Genomic DNA, 18,876 nt, shown 5'->3' with positions numbered 1-18,876 from the left:
CAATATTATCGAAATAGCCAAACTTTTATATTGAAAATGATTTATTCCCAGGTTGGGAACAAAACATTCCCACGTTGGGAACATTTTATTCCCAGCCTGGGAATAAATATAGCGTAGAGTGGGGGAGTTATCTCAATCCCATGCGGGCCTCTACAACGTTTACTACGTAGTCGCCCAGCTTCTCACACTCGTTAATAAGGTCCATATAGATGGTACCAACGCCGTAGGTGTACTCGTGGTTGTTGATATCATTGATATTCTGGGCCTTCAACTGGTTGCGATAGTTGTTGATTTCGTGCTCGATGTTGAAAGTACGGTTTACATCGAACGACTCCTTACGACCAATCATCAGCTTGTTCATCTGGGTAAGCGACTGATCAGTAAGTTCCATCATCTGGTGGATATGCTCGTATTGCTTCTCAACAAAGTGATCGGCTTTGGTGTTGTACTTGCGCGATATGGTGCGAGCCATATTGAAGCAAGCATCGCCAATACTCTCAAGCTCTGAAATCTCACGCAACATGGCACGTATCTTGGCCTTAGTATCGTCAGAAAGGTGTGCATCGCTCACAGAATCGAGGTATTTGGCTATCTCGAGCTCCATGTTGTCGCTGATGCCTTCGTACTTCTCAATACGACTGTAAAGCTTGTTGAAATCGCCAGCTTTGTTGTCTTTCTTGTTCGACTCGCTCGACGATAGATTCAGTAACTCGCGCACCATTCCGAACATGCGCTGCATGCGCTCTGAGAAGTGCTGAATCTCCTTCTGTGCCTCGAGTACCGAAAGCTCTGGGGTTTTCATGATACCAGAGGTGATGAAATGCAGACGGAAGTCCTCTTCCTCGTCCACCTTCTTTGGCTTGATAACCCAACATACAAATCGCTCTATCTGTGGGATGAACCATATGAGTATGAAGGTGTTAACCACGTTGAAGCAGGTGTGGAATGCTGCCAGCACAAAGCTAAGCTTGGCTGCGTTGGCAAGGAACACGCTGGTTGATACAGAGCCCTTTACCATCTCTACATCATAGCCCACCATGCCGCAAACAGCATCTACGAAAGGACGGAAAACAAACAGGATCCACACAACTCCGAACACATTGAAGAACATGTGTGCAAGTGCAGCTCTGCGGGCCTGAGTGTTGGCCGATAGGGCAGCGAGGTTAGAGGTAACGGTGGTTCCTATGTTCTCACCCATAACCAGTGCTATACCTTGATATATAGGTAGTGCTCCGCTTGAGCAGAGAATCATGGTGATGGCCATAACGGCTGCTGACGACTGAACGCAGAAGGTCATAATGCCTCCAAGGAACAGGAATATCAGCGTGGTGAGGAATGAGTCGGGATCGAACGAGGCGAAGAAGTCGAGTAGGGCCTGATTCTCACCCAGATGCATTTCTGTGCCAGTCATTCTGAGTGTTCCCAAACCAAGGAGCAGGAACGAGAGTCCAAACAGGAAATCGCCAATATATCGGTACTTCTTCAGGTATATCAGAATGATACCCAGGAAGAATGCCGGATAGACGGCGCTGGTGATGTCGAACGACATACCTGCCGACATGATCCATGCGGTAAGTGTGGTTCCGATGTTGGCACCCATGATAACTGAAATGGCTTGTGCCAAGGTAAGCAAGCCTGCATTAACAAACGAGACAGTCATCACAGTGGTGGCTGTTGATGACTGAACGGAGGCTGTAACAAGCATACCTGTAAGCATACCAGTAAAACGATTGGTGGTCATAGCACCAAGAACGTGTCGCAATTGTGGACCCGCCATCTTCTGCAAAGCTTCACTCATCGACTTCATACCGAACATCAACAGAGCAAGCGATCCCAGAAGTTTAAAAATAATCCAGATTGACATAAAAATCGTATCTATATTTAGTAATTCGGCTACAAAGTTATAAAAAAACTCAGAATAATAAGTTAAGATTTCAGAAAAATGTTATCTTTGCAAAGAAATTTAGCTAAACAATAAATATTGCTTATGGAAAAATTAGTGAAAGTACATGTATTAAATAACGATACAACGGTAGAAGTTCCTATTGGTTCAAACCTCGAGGAGGTGTATGAGAAGAGTGGATATACCATGCATTTCGGCCCTCTCTCGGCCCATGTCAATAATAAGGTAGAAGGTATGCACTATCGTGTGTATAAGCAGAAGGAGGTGGAGTTTCTCGATATCACTTCATCTAGTGGTTCGCGTGCTTATACTCGTAGCCTTTTCTTTGTACTCTGCAAGGCTGTTCACGATCTTTTCGAGCGTTGCAAAGTGGCTATCGATATTCCTGTTAGTAATGGTTACTATGTAAACCTGAATATTGGGCGCCCTGTTACTCTGGATGATGCTGGAGCCATACGTCGTAAGATGCAGGAAATTATAGATGCTGCTTACCCCATACATCGACACGAGACGACGACAAAAGAGGCCATAGAACTATTCGATAGCTTGCATAATCGTTCGAAGGTCAAACTACTGAAGAGTACAGGCCGTCTTTTTACAACTTACTATGACATAGATGGTTACGTGGATTACTACTACGGCTCTCTGCTCACCAATACATCGCAGATATACCTCTTTGGTGTCGAGAAGTATTACGATGGGTTACTGCTTCGTATTCCTTCGCGCGAACATCCTACAGAGCTTGGCGAGATGACGCATCAGGATAAGATGTTCGGCATCTTCAAGGAGCACCATCAATGGCAGGATATTCTTGGCATACGCACCATTGGTGATTTGAATGAGGTGATAATGGAAGGACACTCGTCTACGCTGATACAGATTAGTGAGGCGCTTCAGGAGAAGAAGATAGCCAAGATTGCTGATGAGATAGCTCAGCGTAAGGGCGTTAAGTTGGTGCTGATTGCTGGTCCTTCATCATCAGGAAAAACTACTACCTGCAAGCGTCTTAGCGTGCAGTTGGCTGTTAATGGTATCAAGCCTGTTAACATCTCGCTCGATGACTACTTCCTGGATCGCGATAAGACGCCTCGCGACGAGAAGGGTGACTACGATTTTGAGCATCTGCACGCCTTGAATCTGCCTCTGCTCAACGAGCAGCTAACGGCTCTTTTCAATGGCGAAGAGGTAGAGCTGCCTCGCTATAATTTCCAGAAGGGATGCAGCGAATGGAGTGGTAAGAAGTTGCAGCTTAAGGGCAACGAGGTGCTTGTGGTAGAGGGTATTCACGCCTTGAATCCAGAGCTTACCTCTGAGATTCCCAACGATCAGATTTACCGTGTTTATGCTTCGGCCCTGACTACCATTCTGCTTGATAATCATAACTACGTTCCAACCACAGATAACCGACTTCTGCGCCGTATTATCCGCGATTATAAGTATCGTGGTGTTGATGCTCAGGAGACCATCCGTCGCTGGCCAAGCGTTAGGGCGGGGGAGAACAAGTGGATTTTCCCATTCCAGGAGAATGCCGATGCGATGTTTAATACTGCCATGCTGTTCGAGCTGGCTGTGATTAAGAGTCAGGCTGAGCCGCTTTTGGAGCAGGTACCAGAAAACTCGAAGGAATATGCAGAGGCTTATCGCCTGCTGAAATTCCTTCGATATATCCGTCCCATTCCTGAGACTCAGATTCCGCCTACATCGCTGCTTCGCGAGTTCCTTGGCGGGTCATCATTTAAGTACTAATTAGTGGGCCTCGAGCCAGTTCTGTCCGAATCCGGAATCAGCAACTAGTGGCACACTTAAGTTCAGGGCATTCTGCATCTCTTCGAGCACGATGCCCTCTACTTTTTCCTTCTCGTCTGGGTAGACAGAGAAGTTTAATTCGTCGTGTACCTGCAGTATCATCTTGCTCTTGATGCCTTCTGCCTTAAAGCGGTTAAAGATGCGAATCATAGCTACCTTGATGATGTCAGCAGCAGTGCCCTGAATCGGGGCGTTGATGGCATTTCGCTCAGCAAAGCCACGAACGGTAGCATTGTGCGAATTGATGTCTGGCAGATAGCGGCGGCGGCCGAATAGGGTAGTGACGTAGCCCTTCTCTCTGGCCACCTCTTTAGATTTTTCCATATAATCACGAACCTGTGGGAAGGTCTCAAAGTAGCCATCTATCAGCATTTTAGCTTCATCGCGAGGGATATCCAATCGCTCTGCAAGGCCAAATACGGTGATGCCGTAAATGATACCAAAGTTGGCTCGCTTCGACTTGGTGCGTTCGTCGCGCGTTACCTCTTCAATAGGTTTTTTGTAGATGTTGGCTGCTGTGGCAGCATGCAGATCCTTGCCTTCGCTGAACACACGAATCATCTGTTCGTCTTGCGACAGATGGGCCATCACTCTGAGTTCTATCTGCGAATAGTCTGCTGAAAAGAACAGACATCCTGGCTCTGGAATAAATGCCTTGCGGATTTCCTTTCCGTCTTCGCCACGGATAGGGATGTTCTGCAGGTTAGGATCACTCGAGGATAGGCGCCCTGTAGCAGTAATCGTTTGATTAAACGAGGTGTGGATATGACCAGTCTTTGGATTTATTAACTTGGGTAGGGCATCGATATAGGTGCCTATTAGCTTTTTTAAACCTCTGTGTTCCAATATGTCAGCTACTATCTCATGCTTGTTGCGCAGTTGCTGCAGCACCTCTTCGGATGTAACGTATTGGCCCGTCTTGGTCTTCTTGGCTTTCTCTACTATCTTGAGTTTGTCGAAGAGTATCTCACCAACCTGTTTGGGCGATGCGATGTTGAATCGTTCGCCTGCCAACTCGTAGATACGAGCCTCAATCTCGTTCATGCGGTTGTTGAATTGTTTTGACGTCTCGGCAAGCGATTCTGTATCCAGGCAAACACCATTCATCTCCATCTCAGCCAGAACAGGCATCAATGGCATCTCTATATTGTAGAATAGGTCTTCGCACTCGGCCTTCTTCAGCTCTGGTTCGAGTTTGTTTTTCAGTCGAAGCGTGATGTCGGCATCTTCGGCTGCATACTCGTAAACCTGAGAGGGTGGGAGAGAGCGCATTGATTTCTGGTTCTTACCTTTTGGCCCGATCAGTTCATCAATATGAATGGTCTGGTAGTTGAGATAAATCTCAGCCATGTAATCCATGTTGTGATGAAGTTCGGGTTGGATGAGATAGTGGGCAATCATGGTGTCCCACATTTTTCCTTTCAACTCGATGCCGTAGTTTCGAAGAACCTCAAGGTCGTACTTCAAGTTTTGACCCACTTTGAGTATTTCCTCGCTTTCGTAGACGGGTTTAAAGATATTAACAATTTGCAACGCTTCTTCACGATTGGCTGGAATGGGCACATAAAACGCCTCGAATTCTTTCACGGCAAAGCTCAAACCTACCAATTCTGCATCGATGGCACTCGTTGAAGTGGTTTCTGTGTCTAGACTGAGAATTTTGTTTGTCAAGAAATAGTCACAAATTTTCTTCAAATCCTCCTGATTTTCAACGAGTTTGTAGTCATGAGGTGTTGTTTTTAGCGTCTCAAAACTCGAATTTTCGAATAAATCCTGCCCGTTGGGCGTGAATTCTGCAAAGAGATCGAGTTGCTGATTTACAACTTTTTGCGGTTTTTGACTTTTCTTAAGAACACGGTCGGCAAAGCTCTTCATCTCGAGTTCGAGCAGTAATTTGCCAAGTTCGTCCTCGTTGGGCTCAACGAGTTTCAAACTTTCCATATCGAGCTCGATAGGCACATCGGTTTTGATGGTTGCAAGGAAGTAACTCATCTTGATATCGTCGACATGCTCTTCAACTTTTTCGCGAAGCTTACCTTTGATCTCGCTCGAACGCTCAATCAGCTGTTCGATGCTTCCAAACTCATTAATCAGTTTCACGGCAGTTTTTTCACCAACACCTGGACAGCCTGGGAAGTTATCGGCCGAGTCGCCCATCAATGCCAGCAGATCGATGACGGCCATAGGGGAGGGGATATCATATTTCTCACAAACCTCCTTGGGGCCCATCGTTTCATAACCGCCTCCATGACGTGGACGGTAGATGAAAACGTTATCGCGAACCAACTGTCCGTAGTCCTTATCTGGTGTTAACATATAGGTCTCAACTCCGATGGAACCGGCTTTTTCTGCCAATGTTCCTATCACGTCATCGGCCTCGTAACCGTCTGCCTGTAAGATGGGTATACGGTAGGCTTTCAGTAGATCCTTGATGATGGGAACTGCCTTGCGGATATCCTCTGGCGTCTCTTCGCGCTGGGCTTTGTATTCAGGAAAAGCCTCGCTACGGAAGGTTGGTCCGTGTGGATCGAAAGCCACTCCGATATGTGTTGGCTTCTCTTTTGTAAGCACCTCGTTCAGAGTATTCAGGAAGCCCATGATAGCACTCGTGTTCAGTCCTTTCGAGTTGATTCGTGGGTTCTTGATGAACGCATAATAGCTGCGATAAATGAGCGCATAAGCGTCTAAAAGAAACAATTTCTGCATAACTTTCTTAATTTTCGGCTCAAAAGTACCAAAATATTTCCGAATAAGAGAAATATTTCATAATTTTGTGGCAAAATTCGCTTGTTATGGACTATTTATCAACGATAAGAAAACCTATCGAGGGCGAAATGAACAACTTTATCGAGTTGTTCAAACAGAGTCTTTCACAGGGTGATGGTATGCTTGAAAGTGTTCTTTCTCATATCCGTCAGCGTGGTGGAAAACGCATGCGCCCAATGCTGATTTTATTGACTGCCAAAAATTATGGTGATGTTTCGGATGTAACACAGAATGCTGCTCTGGGTTTAGAGTTGCTGCATACGGCTAGTCTGGTGCACGATGATGTGGTAGATGAGAGCGATCAGCGTAGAGGCCAGCCATCGGTAAATGCCTCTTATAATAATAAGGTGGCTGTTCTTGTGGGCGATTATATCTTGAGTACAGCCCTGCTTCGGGTGGCTCTTTCTGATAATCATGAAATCGTACAAGAATTGGCAGAACTTGGTCGTACTTTGGCTGCTGGAGAGATTCTTCAGCTTTCGAATATCTCGAATCAGGAAATCTCGGAAGATGTTTATTATCAGGTTATTAACAAGAAGACTGCCGTGCTTTTCGAGGCATGTTGTAAGCTTGGTGCCATCTCTGTAGGTGCGCCTTGTGATGTGATTGAAAAGGCTGCAAAATTCGGACATAATATCGGTATGATCTTCCAGATTCGTGATGATATTTTTGATTATTACGACTCTGCTGAGATAGGTAAGCCAACTGGCAATGACATGCTTGAAGGTAAGCTCACGCTGCCTATTATCTATACATTGAATCAGTATAAGAATGATGCTGTTTTAAATCTGGCCAAGAAGGTAAAGGCTGGCACGATTAATCAAGATGAAATAGCCGTTTTAATCGAATTTGCTAAGCAATATGGTGGTATCAAATACGCTGAGAAGAAGATGGAGGAATTTGCCAAAGAATGTCAAAGTTTCATCGATGAATGCGTGAAACCTGAGCTGAAAGATTCCTTCAAGGCTTATTTGGATTACGTCATTCAGAGAAACAAATAAGAATTAAAAATTCCCCTCCTACTCAGGAGGGGAAACTTTATGTTTTAGAAGAACTTCACCTCTTCGCCTATTACCTCGCTAAGCAGCAGATTAGCTAAGCGGCTTGTTCCCATGCGGAACATCTGATTGGTAAGCCATTTCTCGCCCAGAACCTCTTTTACGATGGTGTAGTATATCAGTGCGTCCATCACGCTGTTAAGGCCTCCAGCGGGCTTAAAACCTATCTGTATGCCCGTTTCATCGTAGTACTCCTTAATGGCCTGGCACATCACGTAAGCAGCCTCGGGTGTAGCTGCCGGCTCAAGCTTACCTGTAGAAGTCTTGATGTAGTCGGCTCCGGAATACATGGCCAGTATAGATGCAGTCTTGATATTAGCTGCTGTCTTCAGGCAGCCAGTCTCCAGAATCACCTTCAGTTTCTTATCGCCACAAGCCTCTTTCATCTGCTGAATCTCGTCGATACAGGTCTCGTAATCGCCAGAGAGGAATGCGCCTACGCTCAGCACCATATCAATCTCTGTAGCGCCGTCTTTGATTGCCAGGCCTGTCTCTATGGTTTTAACCTCGATCAGGGCCTGAGAAGAAGGGAATGAGCCTGATACGCAAGCCACTTCAACGCCTTCGATTTCGAGGGTCTCTGCTACTATCTTGGCAAAGCGTGGGTATACGCAGATCGTGGCTACGTGGGGTAGGTGAGGGTACTGCTCTTCGAACTGATTTACGCGCTCTGTAAAGGCCAGTACGCTCTCGTCTGAGTCGGTAGTCTTCAGGGTGGTAAGCTCCACGCTACCCATCAGGAATTTCTTTACTTCCAGGGTATCGTTTTCGGCTACTTTTTCTGCAATAATCTTCTTTACTGCTTCCTTCACATCCTCGTCTTTTATGTCGAGGTTGTATTTACTCAGAGCCTCTTCCATGCGACTCTTCTGTGGCATCTCAAAGTGGTGATGATGCTCGTGTTCGTGTTCGTGATTGTGTTCTGCCATAATTGCTTGTTGTTATATTGTTAAAACTGTTATGCCATCAATTTCTTGTTCTGTATATGTCTCAGCGAGTCTCGCTGCGTCTTTTTCTCGATAGATTTCTCGAGTTCTGCAGTCAGATCTACCCCCGTTTGATTAGCCAGACAAAGCAGTACCCAGAGTACATCTGCCATCTCCTCGCCGAGCGCCTGCTTGCCATTGTCTTCGGCTCGCGCATCCTCGGACTTCCACGACTGGTCGCCGTATCTTCGAGCTATAATCCTTGCCAACTCGCCAACTTCCTCTGTCAGCACTGCCATATTGGTGAGTTCCGAGAAGTATCTCACGCCGTATTCTCTAATCCAACGGTCTACCAATTCCTGTGCTTCTTTGATTGTCATCTGAATAGCATTTTGATGGTTAAAATGAAGATTGCAATCAGCAGAATCATGATGTTCTGGCGGTTTTCTCGCTCATATTCCTTCCAGCGGAAGGCCTTGTAGAGGAATGTGATGAGCCACAGAACCAAGCCTAATGCACATGGCCACATGCCGAAACCGTAGCCCCAAACCAGCGAGCAAACAACTCCTATGATGACAAAAAGCAGTCCTGAGAGTTCTATTTCTTTGAGATATTTCTTCATTATTCTTTGTTTTTTGTGTCCATACAGATGGTTACTGGGCCATCGTTCAGCAATTCTACCTTCATATCAGCGCCGAACTCGCCTGTGGCTACTGTCTTGCCTATGGCCTCAGATAGCTGGGCGCAGAAGGCCTCGTAGAGTGGGATAGAGTGCTCGTGAGAGCCTGCCCGGAACCAGCTGGGGCGATTACCTTTCTTGTAGCTGGCATAGAGTGTGAACTGGCTAACTACAAGTGCCTCGCCTTGTACATCGATTATCGATCGGTTCATCACATCGTTTTCATCGCCAAACACGCGTAGATTGGCTATCTTTTTTACCAGCCAGTCAACATCTTCCATCGTGTCTTCATCGCATACGCCCAAAAGAATCAGAAATCCGTGACCAATCTGACCATGAATGCTGCCCTCGATAGTAACGCTGGCGTGGGTAACTCGTTGTATTACTGCTCTCATGCTGCAAAGGTAAGACTTTATTTTTATTCTACCAAATTTTTAGCTTTCAATTGTTTTAATTTAGAATCCTTTTATGACAAATGACAGTATGACAAATGACAGTTTATTGAAAAGTAGTTGGGAAAAGGTATTAGTATTATATATATTATATATAATATATATAATACTAATCTTCTTTTGGCACCGATATTTTATAACTGTCATCTGTCATCTGTCATCGATAATCTGTAATTTCGATGTTATTTACTCCCTAACTAGAGAAAAATATTTTCCTAACTAGTGAATTGCTTTAAGGGTGGAAATGGTTATATACAATCTGGGCTTTCGCTGGGCCGATGATATCTGATAGGGTAGGTAGCTCGGCCTCTCGTATCTTTTTAACCGATTTGAGGGCATTTAAAAGCTCGTCACGCGTTTTCGGACCTATGCCCTTGATATCATCCAGCTCAGAGTGTAAAGCGCGTTTAGAACGCTTGTCTCGATGGAAAGTGATGGCAAAGCGGTGTACCTCGTCCTGTATCTGAGTTAATACATGGAAGAGTTCTGATTCTACCTTCAGTGCTATCTTCATTGGAGGGAATCCGTAGAGCAGTTCGTTGGTGCGATGGCGGTCGTCTTTTGCTAGGCCTGCGATTGGAATATCCAGGTTCAACTCGTCCTGAATCACCTGGCGGATTATCTCCATCTGCCCCTTTCCGCCATCCGCTATAATCAGGTCGGGTAGGGGCTGTTCTTCTTCGAGCAAGCGGGTATATCTGCGATGCACTACTTCCTTCATCGAAGCATAGTCGTCAGGGCCTACCACGGTCTTGATATTGTATCGCTTATAGTCGCGCTTTGAGGGCTTCATCTTCTTGAAAACGATGCATGCGGCAACCGCATCAGTACCTGAGATATTCGAGTTGTCGAAGCATTCAATCTGGTAGGGTAGTTTGGGCAGATGCAGTTTATCTTGTAGCTCCTTCATCAGGCGTGTTTGTTTCTGCTCAGGATTTAGTTTTTCGGCTTGTTTCAGTCGGTCGAACTTGTATTCTTTGCAGTTCATGATCGACAGGTCGAGCAGTTTCTTTTTATCGCCTAATTTGGGTACGGTAAACTTCACGCCTTCAAGCTCAACATCTACCTCTTCCTGCACAATAATCTCCTTCGAATCGCTTTTAAATCGGTCTCTCAGCTCTATGATACCAAGCTGCAAAAGCTCTTCGTCGGTCTCATTCAGCTTCTTCTTGTATTCTATGGTGAAGCTCTGGTTGATGCTGCCATTCGATACGTGAATATAGTTGATAAAGGCCATTTTCTCGTCGGATGTAATCGAGAAAACATCCACTTTATCGATGGTCTGACTTACCACCTGACTCTTGCTGACGAACCCATCCAAAGCCAGATATTTGCGCTTCACTTCTTCAGCTTCTTCGAATCTGAGTTCTTCTGATAAGCGCAGCATTTCTTCCTTCAGATCTCTCAGAACCTCGCGTGTATTTCCTTTCAGAATTTCGCGTGCCTGAGCTATGTTCTTCTGATAGTCTTCGTAGCTCTGTTTGCCCACGCACGGACCAAGACATTTCTTGATATGATAGTCTAGGCATACGCGATATTTACTGCTTTTTATACCCTCTTTTGTGATGGGCTGGCGGCATGTTCGTGGGCGATATAGTTCTTTGATTAGATTCAGCACATCATACATAGCGCTGACTTTGGCGTATGGGCCATAATAGGTGCCCCATTTCTTGTTGATGGTGCGTGTTTTAAAAATGCGGGGGAAGAATTCATTCGTGATGCAGATAGAAGGGTAGGTCTTTCCGTCTTTCAGCAAAACGTTATAACGAGGATTATATTTCTTGATGAGCGAATTCTCTAGGAGTAGGGCATCTTCTTCGGTATTAACTACGGTATAGCTAATATCGAATATCTTACTTACCAGTACCTTCGTCTTGAATCTATCTACCTCTGTATGGAAATAGCTCGAAACTCTGTTCTTTAAGCTTTTGGCCTTTCCCACATAGATGATGGTTTTCTCTTCGTCGTAGAACTGATAGCTTCCAGGCTTGTCAGGCAATCGCCTTACAATACCCTTCAAGTACTCTATCCTTTTCTCATTTTCTTCCTTTGTCATGTTTATGTCTTTTCGTTTTCTTATTTCTGTGGTCAATCTTTCAAACCTCCTCTGTTTATAGGCGTTTCGCAAAATTATGTTTCACGTGGAACATTTCTCTAGGTGTGAGTAAACATACAATTTCCCCTCCTAAGGTAGGAGGGGCTAGGGGTGGTCTGAGCAGTTGTATTATTCATTTGCTTCATACTTTACTTTCGCTCTCTCGATTCTCGCCAACTTTAAAGCATCCCAATCTTTCTTGTACTCTCTTATCTGCTTAATGATTCCTTCAACATTTCTATATACCACATCATTATCAAACCTCTTAACGGTTATATCGTTGTCGTTAAGGAATTGAGTCCGCGTTCTGTCGTATTCATCGGCATGTGCTGTTTTGTGAACCATTCCATCAAGTTCGATACATAATCTGATTTCGGGGCAATAGAAATCTAATACATAAGGCCCGAAACCATACTGCCTTCGAAACTTAAGTCCATCAATCTGTCTTCCTTTTACAACTTGCCAAAATATGGCCTCAGGAGCAGTTTTGTTGTTCCTGAGGTTTTGCCGAAGAAACTTTTGGTCTTTTTCGTTGGGACGATTTGAGATGTTATTCATATTATCTATGAGATGAGTATGTTCAAACCTTTTAATTATGTTTGCTCAGACCATTATATTTGTGTTTGTTCAGACCACCCCTGGCCCCTCCTAGCTTAGGAGGGGTAATAAAGTGTTAGATGGTGAGTAGGGTGGTGAGGTCTATGCCTTCAAATTCGTCTCGACCGTGCAATCCCTCGTCTGTGATTTCGATGATGAAGTTCATATAGACCTTCTTGGGCTTGAAATACTGTACCAGGTTGTAGGCAGCTTTTGCTGTACCTCCTGTAGCCAACAGATCGTCGTGAATAAGAACTACGTCATCAGGTTCGATGGAATCGAGGTGCATCTCGATAGTATCTACGCCATATTCTTTCGAGAACGACGATTTAATGGTGGCGTAGGGGAGTTTGCCCGGCTTGCGTGCCATAACCATTCCGCAACCTAATCTTGATGCTAAGGCTGCAGCCATGATGAAACCGCGACTTTCGATTCCTACAATCTTGGTGATGCCTTTGTCTTTGTAAAGCTCGTACAGCTCGTCGGTCATAATCTTCATGCATTCTGCACTCTTGTAGAGCGTAGTTACATCGCGGAAGTTAATGCCCTTCTTTGGGAAATCTGGTATGCAACGCAGATTTTCAATCAGTGTTTTGTTGTTCATAATCAATGAGTTATAATGATTGTTATTAGCTAAATGTTTCACGTGGAACATTATCTTCCCATCAGTACCAGCAGCACATTGATGTCGCTAGGAGATACGCCTGGTATGCGACTTGCTTGTGCCAAAGTCTCGGGTTGAATCTTCATCAGCTTCTGTCGGCATTCGGTAGATAGGCCTTGAAGTTCTTCGTAGTTAAACTTGCCACGTATTCGGATATTCTCTAATCGGTGCATTTTGTCGGCTACTAATCGCTCGCGATCGATGTATCCTTTATATTTCATTCTGATCTCTGCAGCCTCTGCAATTTCCTCTTTACGATTAGATGGACGATTTAATACCTCTTTTAATGATGGAATCACCTCTGCGAGATTATTCAGGTTCAGCTGAGGACGATTTACCAGATCAATCAGTTTGCATCCAAACTGGAGTGGGGTGGTGCCAAGAGCTTCGAGTGATGAATTGATCAGTCTTGGTTTAATCGCAAAATTCTGGCAGAAGTTCTCGATTTCTTCGATAGCCTGCTTCTTTTGCATCCACCAATCGTAGCGGTTCTTTTTTACGATACCTAACTCATAACCCTTCTCTGTAAGTCGTGCATCAGCATCATCCTGTCGCAGCAAGATGCGATATTCGGCTCTTGAGGTAAACATGCGGTATGGCTCGTCAACGCCTTTAGTTACCAAATCATCGATTAATACGCCAATATATGCTTCGTCGCGATGCAGAATAAACTGTTTGTTGGCTGCATCAGTATCGCTACCAGCGCATCCGGCCTTCAGTGCAGCATTGACACCAGCCAAGGTCCCCTGCCCACCAGCTTCCTCATAGCCAGTAGTTCCGTTAACCTGTCCGGCCATAAACAGTCCTTCAATAATCTTCGATTCCAACGAATGATTCAGTTGGGTAGGATCGAAGAAATCATACTCTATGGCATAACCAGGACGGTACACTTTTACATCGCGGAAGGCCGGCATCTTTTTCAGAGCCTCTATCTGCACATCCATCGGGAGCGATGATGAGAAGCCGTTGAGATACATCTCGTTGGTAACCTCTCCCTCAGGTTCCAGAAACAATGGGTGCTTATCCCTATCAGGGAAGGTAACAAGCTTTGTTTCGATCGAAGGACAATAACGCGGTCCTATCGATTGAATCTGGCCGTTATATAGCGGTGAATCCGCCAATCCGCTCTTCAGAATCTCATGAACTTCAGCATTCGTATTCACCGTCCAACAAGGCAACTGCTTCAGCGCGCCACCTTGATTCATATAGCTGAATTGATATGGACGTGACTCTCCTGGCTGTTCTTCAAGGTCTTCGAAGTGTACTGAACGCTTGTCGATGCGAACAGGAGTACCAGTCTTCATTCTGGCAGCAACAACGCCATGCTGGGTGATACTCTCGGTGAAATGGGCTACAGCAGGCTCAGCAATGCGACCTCCAGGTACCATTTTCCTGCCTATATGCATCAAACCATTAAGGAATGTGCCTGCAGTAATAACCACGCATTTAGCGTAAATCTCTGTTCCCCAGATTGTTCTAACACCAACGGCCTTCTTGTCTTCTACAATCAACTCGTCGGCCTGGTCTTGCCAGACATCCAAATTATCGGTTTCATCGATATGTTTGCGCCATTCCCAGATAAACTTTCCGCGATCACATTGGGCTCGAGGACTCCATACGGCTGGCCCCTTGCCCACGTTCAGCATTCGGAACTGGATGGCAGTAGCATCCGTTACCAGTCCCATCTGACCGCCAAGCGCGTCTATCTCTCTGACTATCTGACCTTTAGCGATTCCGCCTATAGCAGGATTGCACGACATTTGTGCAATCTTATTCATATCCATCGTCACCAAACAGGTCTTGGCGCCCATGTTGGCCGAAGCGCAAGCCGCTTCACAACCAGCATGACCACCGCCTATGACGATGACATCGTAATTTAATATCACTTCACAATCTCCTTTCCTGCTTCTTTCCAAGCTATGATCCCGCCATCCAGGTTAAATACCATATAACCCTCAGCAGCCAGCTTGTCTGCGGCATTAGCGCTTCGTCGGCCACTTCTGCAATAAACCATCACGGTTTTTTCCTTAGGCAGTACTTCAAGCGCTTTCTTCATAAAGTTAGCTTCGTCTTTCACGTCGATGTTTATCGCTCCTTTCAGATGTCCCTCCTTGAATTCTGCTGGCGTTCGAACATCTAACAGCACGCAGTCATCCCCGCTGTTTTCGAGAGTATGATGGAATCCATCAACCTCGATGGTCACAAATGCATCGTTGTTACCATTTTGTGCACAGCCCATCGATACTGCTGCCGCGAGCATCATCATTACAAACAATTTCTTCATAATCGTCTCCTTTTTTTAATATTACGGTTGCAAAGATACGATTTTTTTTGTATTTTTGCACCGACTTAATAATAAAAATGTGATATGACTCCAAAAGAACTAAGAAATGAGCGGCTTGCAGAGCGGATGATTAAGAATCTGAAGCGTCGCCACATGGACGCCTACTACTGCAAAACGGCAGCCGAGGCTGTTAATAAAGTATCAGAACTGATAGCCGATGGTAGTAGTGTTACCTGGGGCGGCTCGATGACTATTCGCGATATGGGTATTCCGCAGGCATTAAAGAGTAGGGGAACCCTAGAGGTTCTGGATCGCGATGTGGTGTCCGATCGCGATGAAGTGGTGAAAATCTACGAGCGTGCCTTCACGGCCGATGTCTATCTGTCGAGTGCAAATGCCATCAGCGAGGATGGAGTCATAGTTAACATCGACGGAAACGGCAATCGTGTGGCTGCTATTACATGGGGACCGAAGCGGGTGATCTTTATTATAGGTATTAACAAAGTGGCGCAGACGGTAGAGGCTGCTTTGCAGCGCGCCCGTTCTACAGCCTCGCCAATCAATGCCGCTCGTTTCGATATCCAGACGCCTTGTCAGGTAGATGGCGTGTGCCACAATTGCAACTCATCGGATTGCATCTGCAACTATGTTCATTTTCTTAGAAACTCTCCACGTGGCCGACATACTGTGATACTAGTTGGCGATGAATTCGGTTATTAGTTGATAGTAGAATTACAAAAATATGCATTTTTTCGTAAAAACACTTGTGTATATCACGATTTTTGATTATCTTTGTCCCCTAATCTCGTGAGCACGTACTAACAAGTAAGTATATAACATTCAATAATTCATTAAAACTCAACAACTTATGTGGTTATTCAATTCATCAATTGGTAGAAAAGTTGTAATGTCTGTTACGGGCATTGCGCTCATTCTGTTCCTGACCTTCCATGGTTGCATGAACGTTGTGGCGCTGTTCTCGGAAGAGGGTTACAACATGATTTGCGAATTCCTGGGTGCCAACTGGTATGCTGTTGTAGCAACACTTGGTTTGGCTGCCTTGGCAGTGCTTCACATTGTCTACGCTTTCATTCTGACTGCGCAGAACCGTACCGCCCGTGGCGACAATCGTTATGAGGTGGCTACACAGGTTAATCCTGGTAAGGTAGAGTGGGCCTCTAAGAACATGCTTGTTCTGGGTCTCATCATCTGCATTGGTTTGCTGGTTCACCTGTGGAACTTCTGGTACAACATGATGTTCGCCGAGCTTGTAGGTGCTATGCCTGCTATCAGTCCTACTGATGGTTTCGGATGGATTAAGGAGACTTTCTCTAATCCTGTATTCGTAGTTATTTACATCATCTGGTTTGCTGCTATCTGGTTCCATCTCACTCATGGTTTCTGGTCAGCTATGCAGACTCTTGGTGCAAGCGGCAAGATTTGGCTCAAGCGCTGGCAGTGCATCGGTATGATTTATGTTACCGTGCTCATGCTGATGTTCCTCATTGTAGTTTTGGCTTTCGCATTCGGTTTTGCGCCTAGTCTCAGCTGCTAATTATCAACTTTTAAAATTCTAGAAGATTATGGCAAAAGTAATTGATTCTAAGATTCCTGCAGGACCAGTGCCTGAGAAATGGAAGGAATATAAGGCTCATCAGCGTTTGGTTAACCCCAAGAACAAGCTGAAACTCGACGTTATTGTAGTAGGTACCGGTCTGGCTGGTGCTTCTGCAGCTGCTTCACTCGGTGAGATGGGCTTCAACGTTATCAACCTGTGTATTCAGGATTCTCCTCGTCGTGCTCACTCTATCGCTGCTCAGGGTGGTATCAACGCCGCCAAGTGCTATCAGAACGATGGTGACTCTATCTACCGTCTGTTCTACGATACCGTAAAGGGTGGTGACTATCGTGCTCGCGAGGCCAACGTTTATCGTCTGGCTGAGGTATCAAACAATATTATCGACCAGTGTGTAGCTCAGGGCGTACCTTTCGCTCGTGAGTATGGTGGTATGCTGGCTAACCGTTCTTTCGGTGGTGCTCAGGTAAGCCGTACATTCTACGCTAAGGGTCAGACAGGTCAGCAGCTTCTGCTGGGTGCCTATAGCTCACTGAGCTGTCAGGTAAATGCCGGCAAGGTTAAGCTCTACACCCGTTATGAGATGGAGGATGTAGTTATCGTTGATGGCCGCGCTCGTGGTATCATCGCCAAGGATCTCTGCTCTGGTAAGCTGGTTCGCTTCAGCGCCAATGCAGTAGTTATCGCTACTGGTGGATATGGTAACACTTACTTCCTTTCTACCAACGCTATGGGATGTAACTGTACAGCTGCTGTTCAGTGCTATCGTAAGGGTGCATACTTTGCAAACCCATCATACGTTCAGATTCACCCAACATGTATCCCTGTTCACGGCGACAAGCAGTCAAAGCTGACTCTGATGTCAGAGTCGCTGCGTAACGACGGTCGTATCTGGGTTCCAAAGAAGATTGAGGATGCTAAGGCTCTGCAGGCTGGTACCAAGCAGGGTTGGGAGATTCCTGAGGAGGATCGCGACTACTATTTGGAGCGCCGTTATCCTGCATTCGGTAACCTCGTTCCTCGTGACGTTGCCAGCCGTGCTGCTAAGGAGCGTTGCGACAAGGGCTTCGGTGTTAACAACACAGGTCTGGCCGTATTCCTCGACTTCTCTGAGTCTATCAACCGTCTGGGTCTTGATGTTATCATGCAGCGTTATGGAAACCTCTTCGAGATGTACGAGGAGATTACCGACGTATTCCCTGGCGATGTAGCTAACGAGATTAACGGTGTGAAGTATTACAAGCCAATGATGATCTATCCTGCTATCCACTACACCATGGGTGGTATCTGGGTTGACTACGAACTGCAGACATCTATTCCTGGTCTGTTCGCTATCGGTGAGTGTAACTTCTCTGACCACGGTGCTAACCGTTTGGGTGCTTCTGCTCTGATGCAGGGTCTGGCCGATGGTTACTTTGTACTGCCTTACACCATCCAGAACTACCTGGCTGATCAGGCTGTATGGCCTAAGGTTCCAACCGATCGTCCTGAGTTCGACGAGGCTGAGAAGGCTGTAAATGCCGAGATCGACCGTCTGATGAACATCAAGGGTAAGCGCTCAGTTGACTCTATCCACAAGGAGCTCGGTCACATCATGTGGGAGTATGTAGGTATGGGTCGTACAGCCGAGGGCCTGAAGACAGGTTTGAAGAAGATGCACGAGCTCGAGAAGGAGTTCGATACCAACCTCTTCGTTCCTGGATCAAAGGAGGGCCTGAACATCGAGCTTGATAAGGCTATCCACCTGCGTGACTTCTTCACAATGGGTCAGCTCGTAGCATTCGACGCTCTCTCTCGTAACGAGTCTTGCGGAGGTCACTTCCGTGAGGAGTATCAGACCGAGGAAGGCGAGGCTAAGCGCGACGACGAGAACTACTTCTATGTAGGCTGCTGGGAGTACAAAGGCAAGGGCAACGAGCCCGAGCTCATCAAGGAGCCACTGGAGTACGAGGCAATCAAGGTACAAACCAGAAATTATAAGAATTAACAAATGACGTTGAGGGAGTTATTTTCAGGTTGGCGTGATCTAACGCAATTGCTGAAAGGATGCATCATTGTTTGCGTGTGCTT

At 45.8% G+C, this 18,876-nt stretch carries 16 protein-coding genes; 5 read left to right on the top strand and 11 right to left on the bottom strand.

Translation table 11 applies throughout. The features are described 5' to 3' along the window. Positions 1-127: 127 nt before the first annotated feature. A complete protein-coding gene (locus BUB86_RS13580) occupies positions 128-1,864 on the bottom strand; it encodes a Na/Pi cotransporter family protein (RefSeq protein ID WP_073210437.1) in 1,737 nt (578 codons plus the stop codon). 123 nt (positions 1,865-1,987) lie between these two features. Between BUB86_RS13580 and BUB86_RS13575 the strand changes: the two genes are divergently transcribed. Beyond that, on the top strand, positions 1,988-3,649 hold the full coding sequence (locus tag BUB86_RS13575; RefSeq protein WP_073210435.1) for a nucleoside kinase: 1,662 nt from the start codon (positions 1,988-1,990) through the stop codon (positions 3,647-3,649). On the opposite strand, the gene polA is transcribed toward BUB86_RS13575, so the two are convergent. After that, complete coding sequence (polA, locus tag BUB86_RS13570; RefSeq protein ID WP_073210434.1) at positions 3,650-6,415, bottom strand: DNA polymerase I; 2,766 nt, start codon at positions 6,413-6,415, stop codon at positions 3,650-3,652. An 86-nt stretch (positions 6,416-6,501) separates the two neighbouring features. On the opposite strand from polA, the gene BUB86_RS13565 reads away from it, so the two are divergent. Further along, on the top strand, positions 6,502-7,476 hold the full coding sequence (locus BUB86_RS13565; protein WP_073210432.1) for a polyprenyl synthetase family protein: 975 nt from the start codon (positions 6,502-6,504) through the stop codon (positions 7,474-7,476). A gap of 44 nt (positions 7,477-7,520) precedes the next feature. On the opposite strand, the gene deoC is transcribed toward BUB86_RS13565, so the two are convergent. From deoC to BUB86_RS13520, 9 genes are all read right to left on the bottom strand, one after another. Continuing rightward, positions 7,521-8,462: a deoxyribose-phosphate aldolase gene (gene deoC / locus BUB86_RS13560; RefSeq protein ID WP_073210430.1), complete on the bottom strand. Its 942-nt coding sequence runs from the start codon at positions 8,460-8,462 to the stop codon at positions 7,521-7,523. A gap of 29 nt (positions 8,463-8,491) precedes the next feature. Then, positions 8,492-8,839, bottom strand: coding sequence for a nucleotide pyrophosphohydrolase (locus BUB86_RS13555; RefSeq protein WP_073210428.1), 348 nt, complete (start codon positions 8,837-8,839; stop codon positions 8,492-8,494). After that, positions 8,836-9,081 (bottom strand): hypothetical protein, encoded by a 246-nt coding sequence (locus BUB86_RS13550; protein ID WP_073210426.1) that lies wholly within the window; start codon positions 9,079-9,081, stop codon positions 8,836-8,838. The genes BUB86_RS13555 and BUB86_RS13550 overlap by 4 nt, the downstream gene beginning before the upstream one ends. Continuing rightward, the gene (gene dtd, locus BUB86_RS13545) at positions 9,081-9,533 is read right to left on the bottom strand and encodes a D-aminoacyl-tRNA deacylase (RefSeq protein ID WP_073210424.1); all 453 of its coding nucleotides are present in this window, start codon (positions 9,531-9,533) and stop codon (positions 9,081-9,083) included. The genes BUB86_RS13550 and dtd overlap by 1 nt, the downstream gene beginning before the upstream one ends. 289 nt (positions 9,534-9,822) lie before the next feature. Next, entirely contained in the window at positions 9,823-11,646 is a 1,824-nt protein-coding gene (uvrC, locus tag BUB86_RS13540; protein ID WP_073210422.1) for an excinuclease ABC subunit UvrC, read from the bottom strand. Between the two features lie 168 nt (positions 11,647-11,814). After that, on the bottom strand, positions 11,815-12,243 hold the full coding sequence (locus BUB86_RS13535; protein ID WP_073210420.1) for an endonuclease domain-containing protein: 429 nt from the start codon (positions 12,241-12,243) through the stop codon (positions 11,815-11,817). Between the two features lie 115 nt (positions 12,244-12,358). Beyond that, complete coding sequence (locus BUB86_RS13530; RefSeq protein ID WP_073210497.1) at positions 12,359-12,886, bottom strand: adenine phosphoribosyltransferase; 528 nt, start codon at positions 12,884-12,886, stop codon at positions 12,359-12,361. 50 nt (positions 12,887-12,936) lie between these two features. Next, positions 12,937-14,832 (bottom strand): tRNA uridine-5-carboxymethylaminomethyl(34) synthesis enzyme MnmG, encoded by a 1,896-nt coding sequence (gene mnmG, locus BUB86_RS13525; RefSeq protein WP_073210418.1) that lies wholly within the window; start codon positions 14,830-14,832, stop codon positions 12,937-12,939. After that, on the bottom strand, positions 14,829-15,230 hold the full coding sequence (locus BUB86_RS13520; protein ID WP_073210416.1) for a rhodanese-like domain-containing protein: 402 nt from the start codon (positions 15,228-15,230) through the stop codon (positions 14,829-14,831). Before BUB86_RS13520 ends, mnmG begins: the two co-directional genes overlap by 4 nt. An 84-nt stretch (positions 15,231-15,314) precedes the next feature. Between BUB86_RS13520 and BUB86_RS13515 the strand changes: the two genes are divergently transcribed. The 3 genes from BUB86_RS13515 to BUB86_RS13505 all read left to right on the top strand — a co-directional run bounded on the left by BUB86_RS13515 (position 15,315) and on the right by BUB86_RS13505 (position 18,793). Next, positions 15,315-15,950 (top strand): lactate utilization protein, encoded by a 636-nt coding sequence (locus BUB86_RS13515; RefSeq protein WP_073210414.1) that lies wholly within the window; start codon positions 15,315-15,317, stop codon positions 15,948-15,950. Between the two features lie 148 nt (positions 15,951-16,098). Beyond that, positions 16,099-16,785, top strand: coding sequence for a succinate dehydrogenase/fumarate reductase cytochrome b subunit (locus BUB86_RS13510; RefSeq protein ID WP_073210411.1), 687 nt, complete (start codon positions 16,099-16,101; stop codon positions 16,783-16,785). Positions 16,786-16,813: 28 nt separating this feature from the next. Then, positions 16,814-18,793, top strand: coding sequence for a fumarate reductase/succinate dehydrogenase flavoprotein subunit (locus BUB86_RS13505; RefSeq protein WP_073210409.1), 1,980 nt, complete (start codon positions 16,814-16,816; stop codon positions 18,791-18,793). Positions 18,794-18,876 lie beyond the last annotated feature (83 nt).

Origin of the sequence: Xylanibacter ruminicola (genome assembly GCF_900142525.1) — a bacterium.
In the GTDB taxonomy this organism is placed as follows: Bacteria; Bacteroidota; Bacteroidia; order Bacteroidales; family Bacteroidaceae; genus Prevotella; species Prevotella ruminicola_A.
Note: the sequence above shows the minus strand (reverse complement) of the source record. Positions and strands in the feature narration are given on the sequence as shown.

What these genes read in the sequence shown, in the direction of transcription:
- BUB86_RS13580 (WP_073210437.1), bottom strand. Translation starts at nt 1,864, where the DNA reads ATGTCAATCTGGATTATTTTTAAACTTCTGGGATCGCTTGCTCTGTTG.
- BUB86_RS13575 (WP_073210435.1), top strand. Translation starts at nt 1,988, where the DNA reads ATGGAAAAATTAGTGAAAGTACATGTATTAAATAACGATACAACGGTA.
- polA (WP_073210434.1), bottom strand. Translation starts at nt 6,415, where the DNA reads ATGCAGAAATTGTTTCTTTTAGACGCTTATGCGCTCATTTATCGCAGC.
- BUB86_RS13565 (WP_073210432.1), top strand. Translation starts at nt 6,502, where the DNA reads ATGGACTATTTATCAACGATAAGAAAACCTATCGAGGGCGAAATGAAC.
- deoC (WP_073210430.1), bottom strand. Translation starts at nt 8,462, where the DNA reads ATGGCAGAACACAATCACGAACACGAACACGAGCATCATCACCACTTT.
- BUB86_RS13555 (WP_073210428.1), bottom strand. Translation starts at nt 8,839, where the DNA reads ATGACAATCAAAGAAGCACAGGAATTGGTAGACCGTTGGATTAGAGAA.
- BUB86_RS13550 (WP_073210426.1), bottom strand. Translation starts at nt 9,081, where the DNA reads ATGAAGAAATATCTCAAAGAAATAGAACTCTCAGGACTGCTTTTTGTC.
- dtd (WP_073210424.1), bottom strand. Translation starts at nt 9,533, where the DNA reads ATGAGAGCAGTAATACAACGAGTTACCCACGCCAGCGTTACTATCGAG.
- uvrC (WP_073210422.1), bottom strand. Translation starts at nt 11,646, where the DNA reads ATGACAAAGGAAGAAAATGAGAAAAGGATAGAGTACTTGAAGGGTATT.
- BUB86_RS13535 (WP_073210420.1), bottom strand. Translation starts at nt 12,243, where the DNA reads ATGAATAACATCTCAAATCGTCCCAACGAAAAAGACCAAAAGTTTCTT.
- BUB86_RS13530 (WP_073210497.1), bottom strand. Translation starts at nt 12,886, where the DNA reads ATGAACAACAAAACACTGATTGAAAATCTGCGTTGCATACCAGATTTC.
- BUB86_RS13520 (WP_073210416.1), bottom strand. Translation starts at nt 15,230, where the DNA reads ATGAAGAAATTGTTTGTAATGATGATGCTCGCGGCAGCAGTATCGATG.
- BUB86_RS13515 (WP_073210414.1), top strand. Translation starts at nt 15,315, where the DNA reads ATGACTCCAAAAGAACTAAGAAATGAGCGGCTTGCAGAGCGGATGATT.
- BUB86_RS13510 (WP_073210411.1), top strand. Translation starts at nt 16,099, where the DNA reads ATGTGGTTATTCAATTCATCAATTGGTAGAAAAGTTGTAATGTCTGTT.
- BUB86_RS13505 (WP_073210409.1), top strand. Translation starts at nt 16,814, where the DNA reads ATGGCAAAAGTAATTGATTCTAAGATTCCTGCAGGACCAGTGCCTGAG.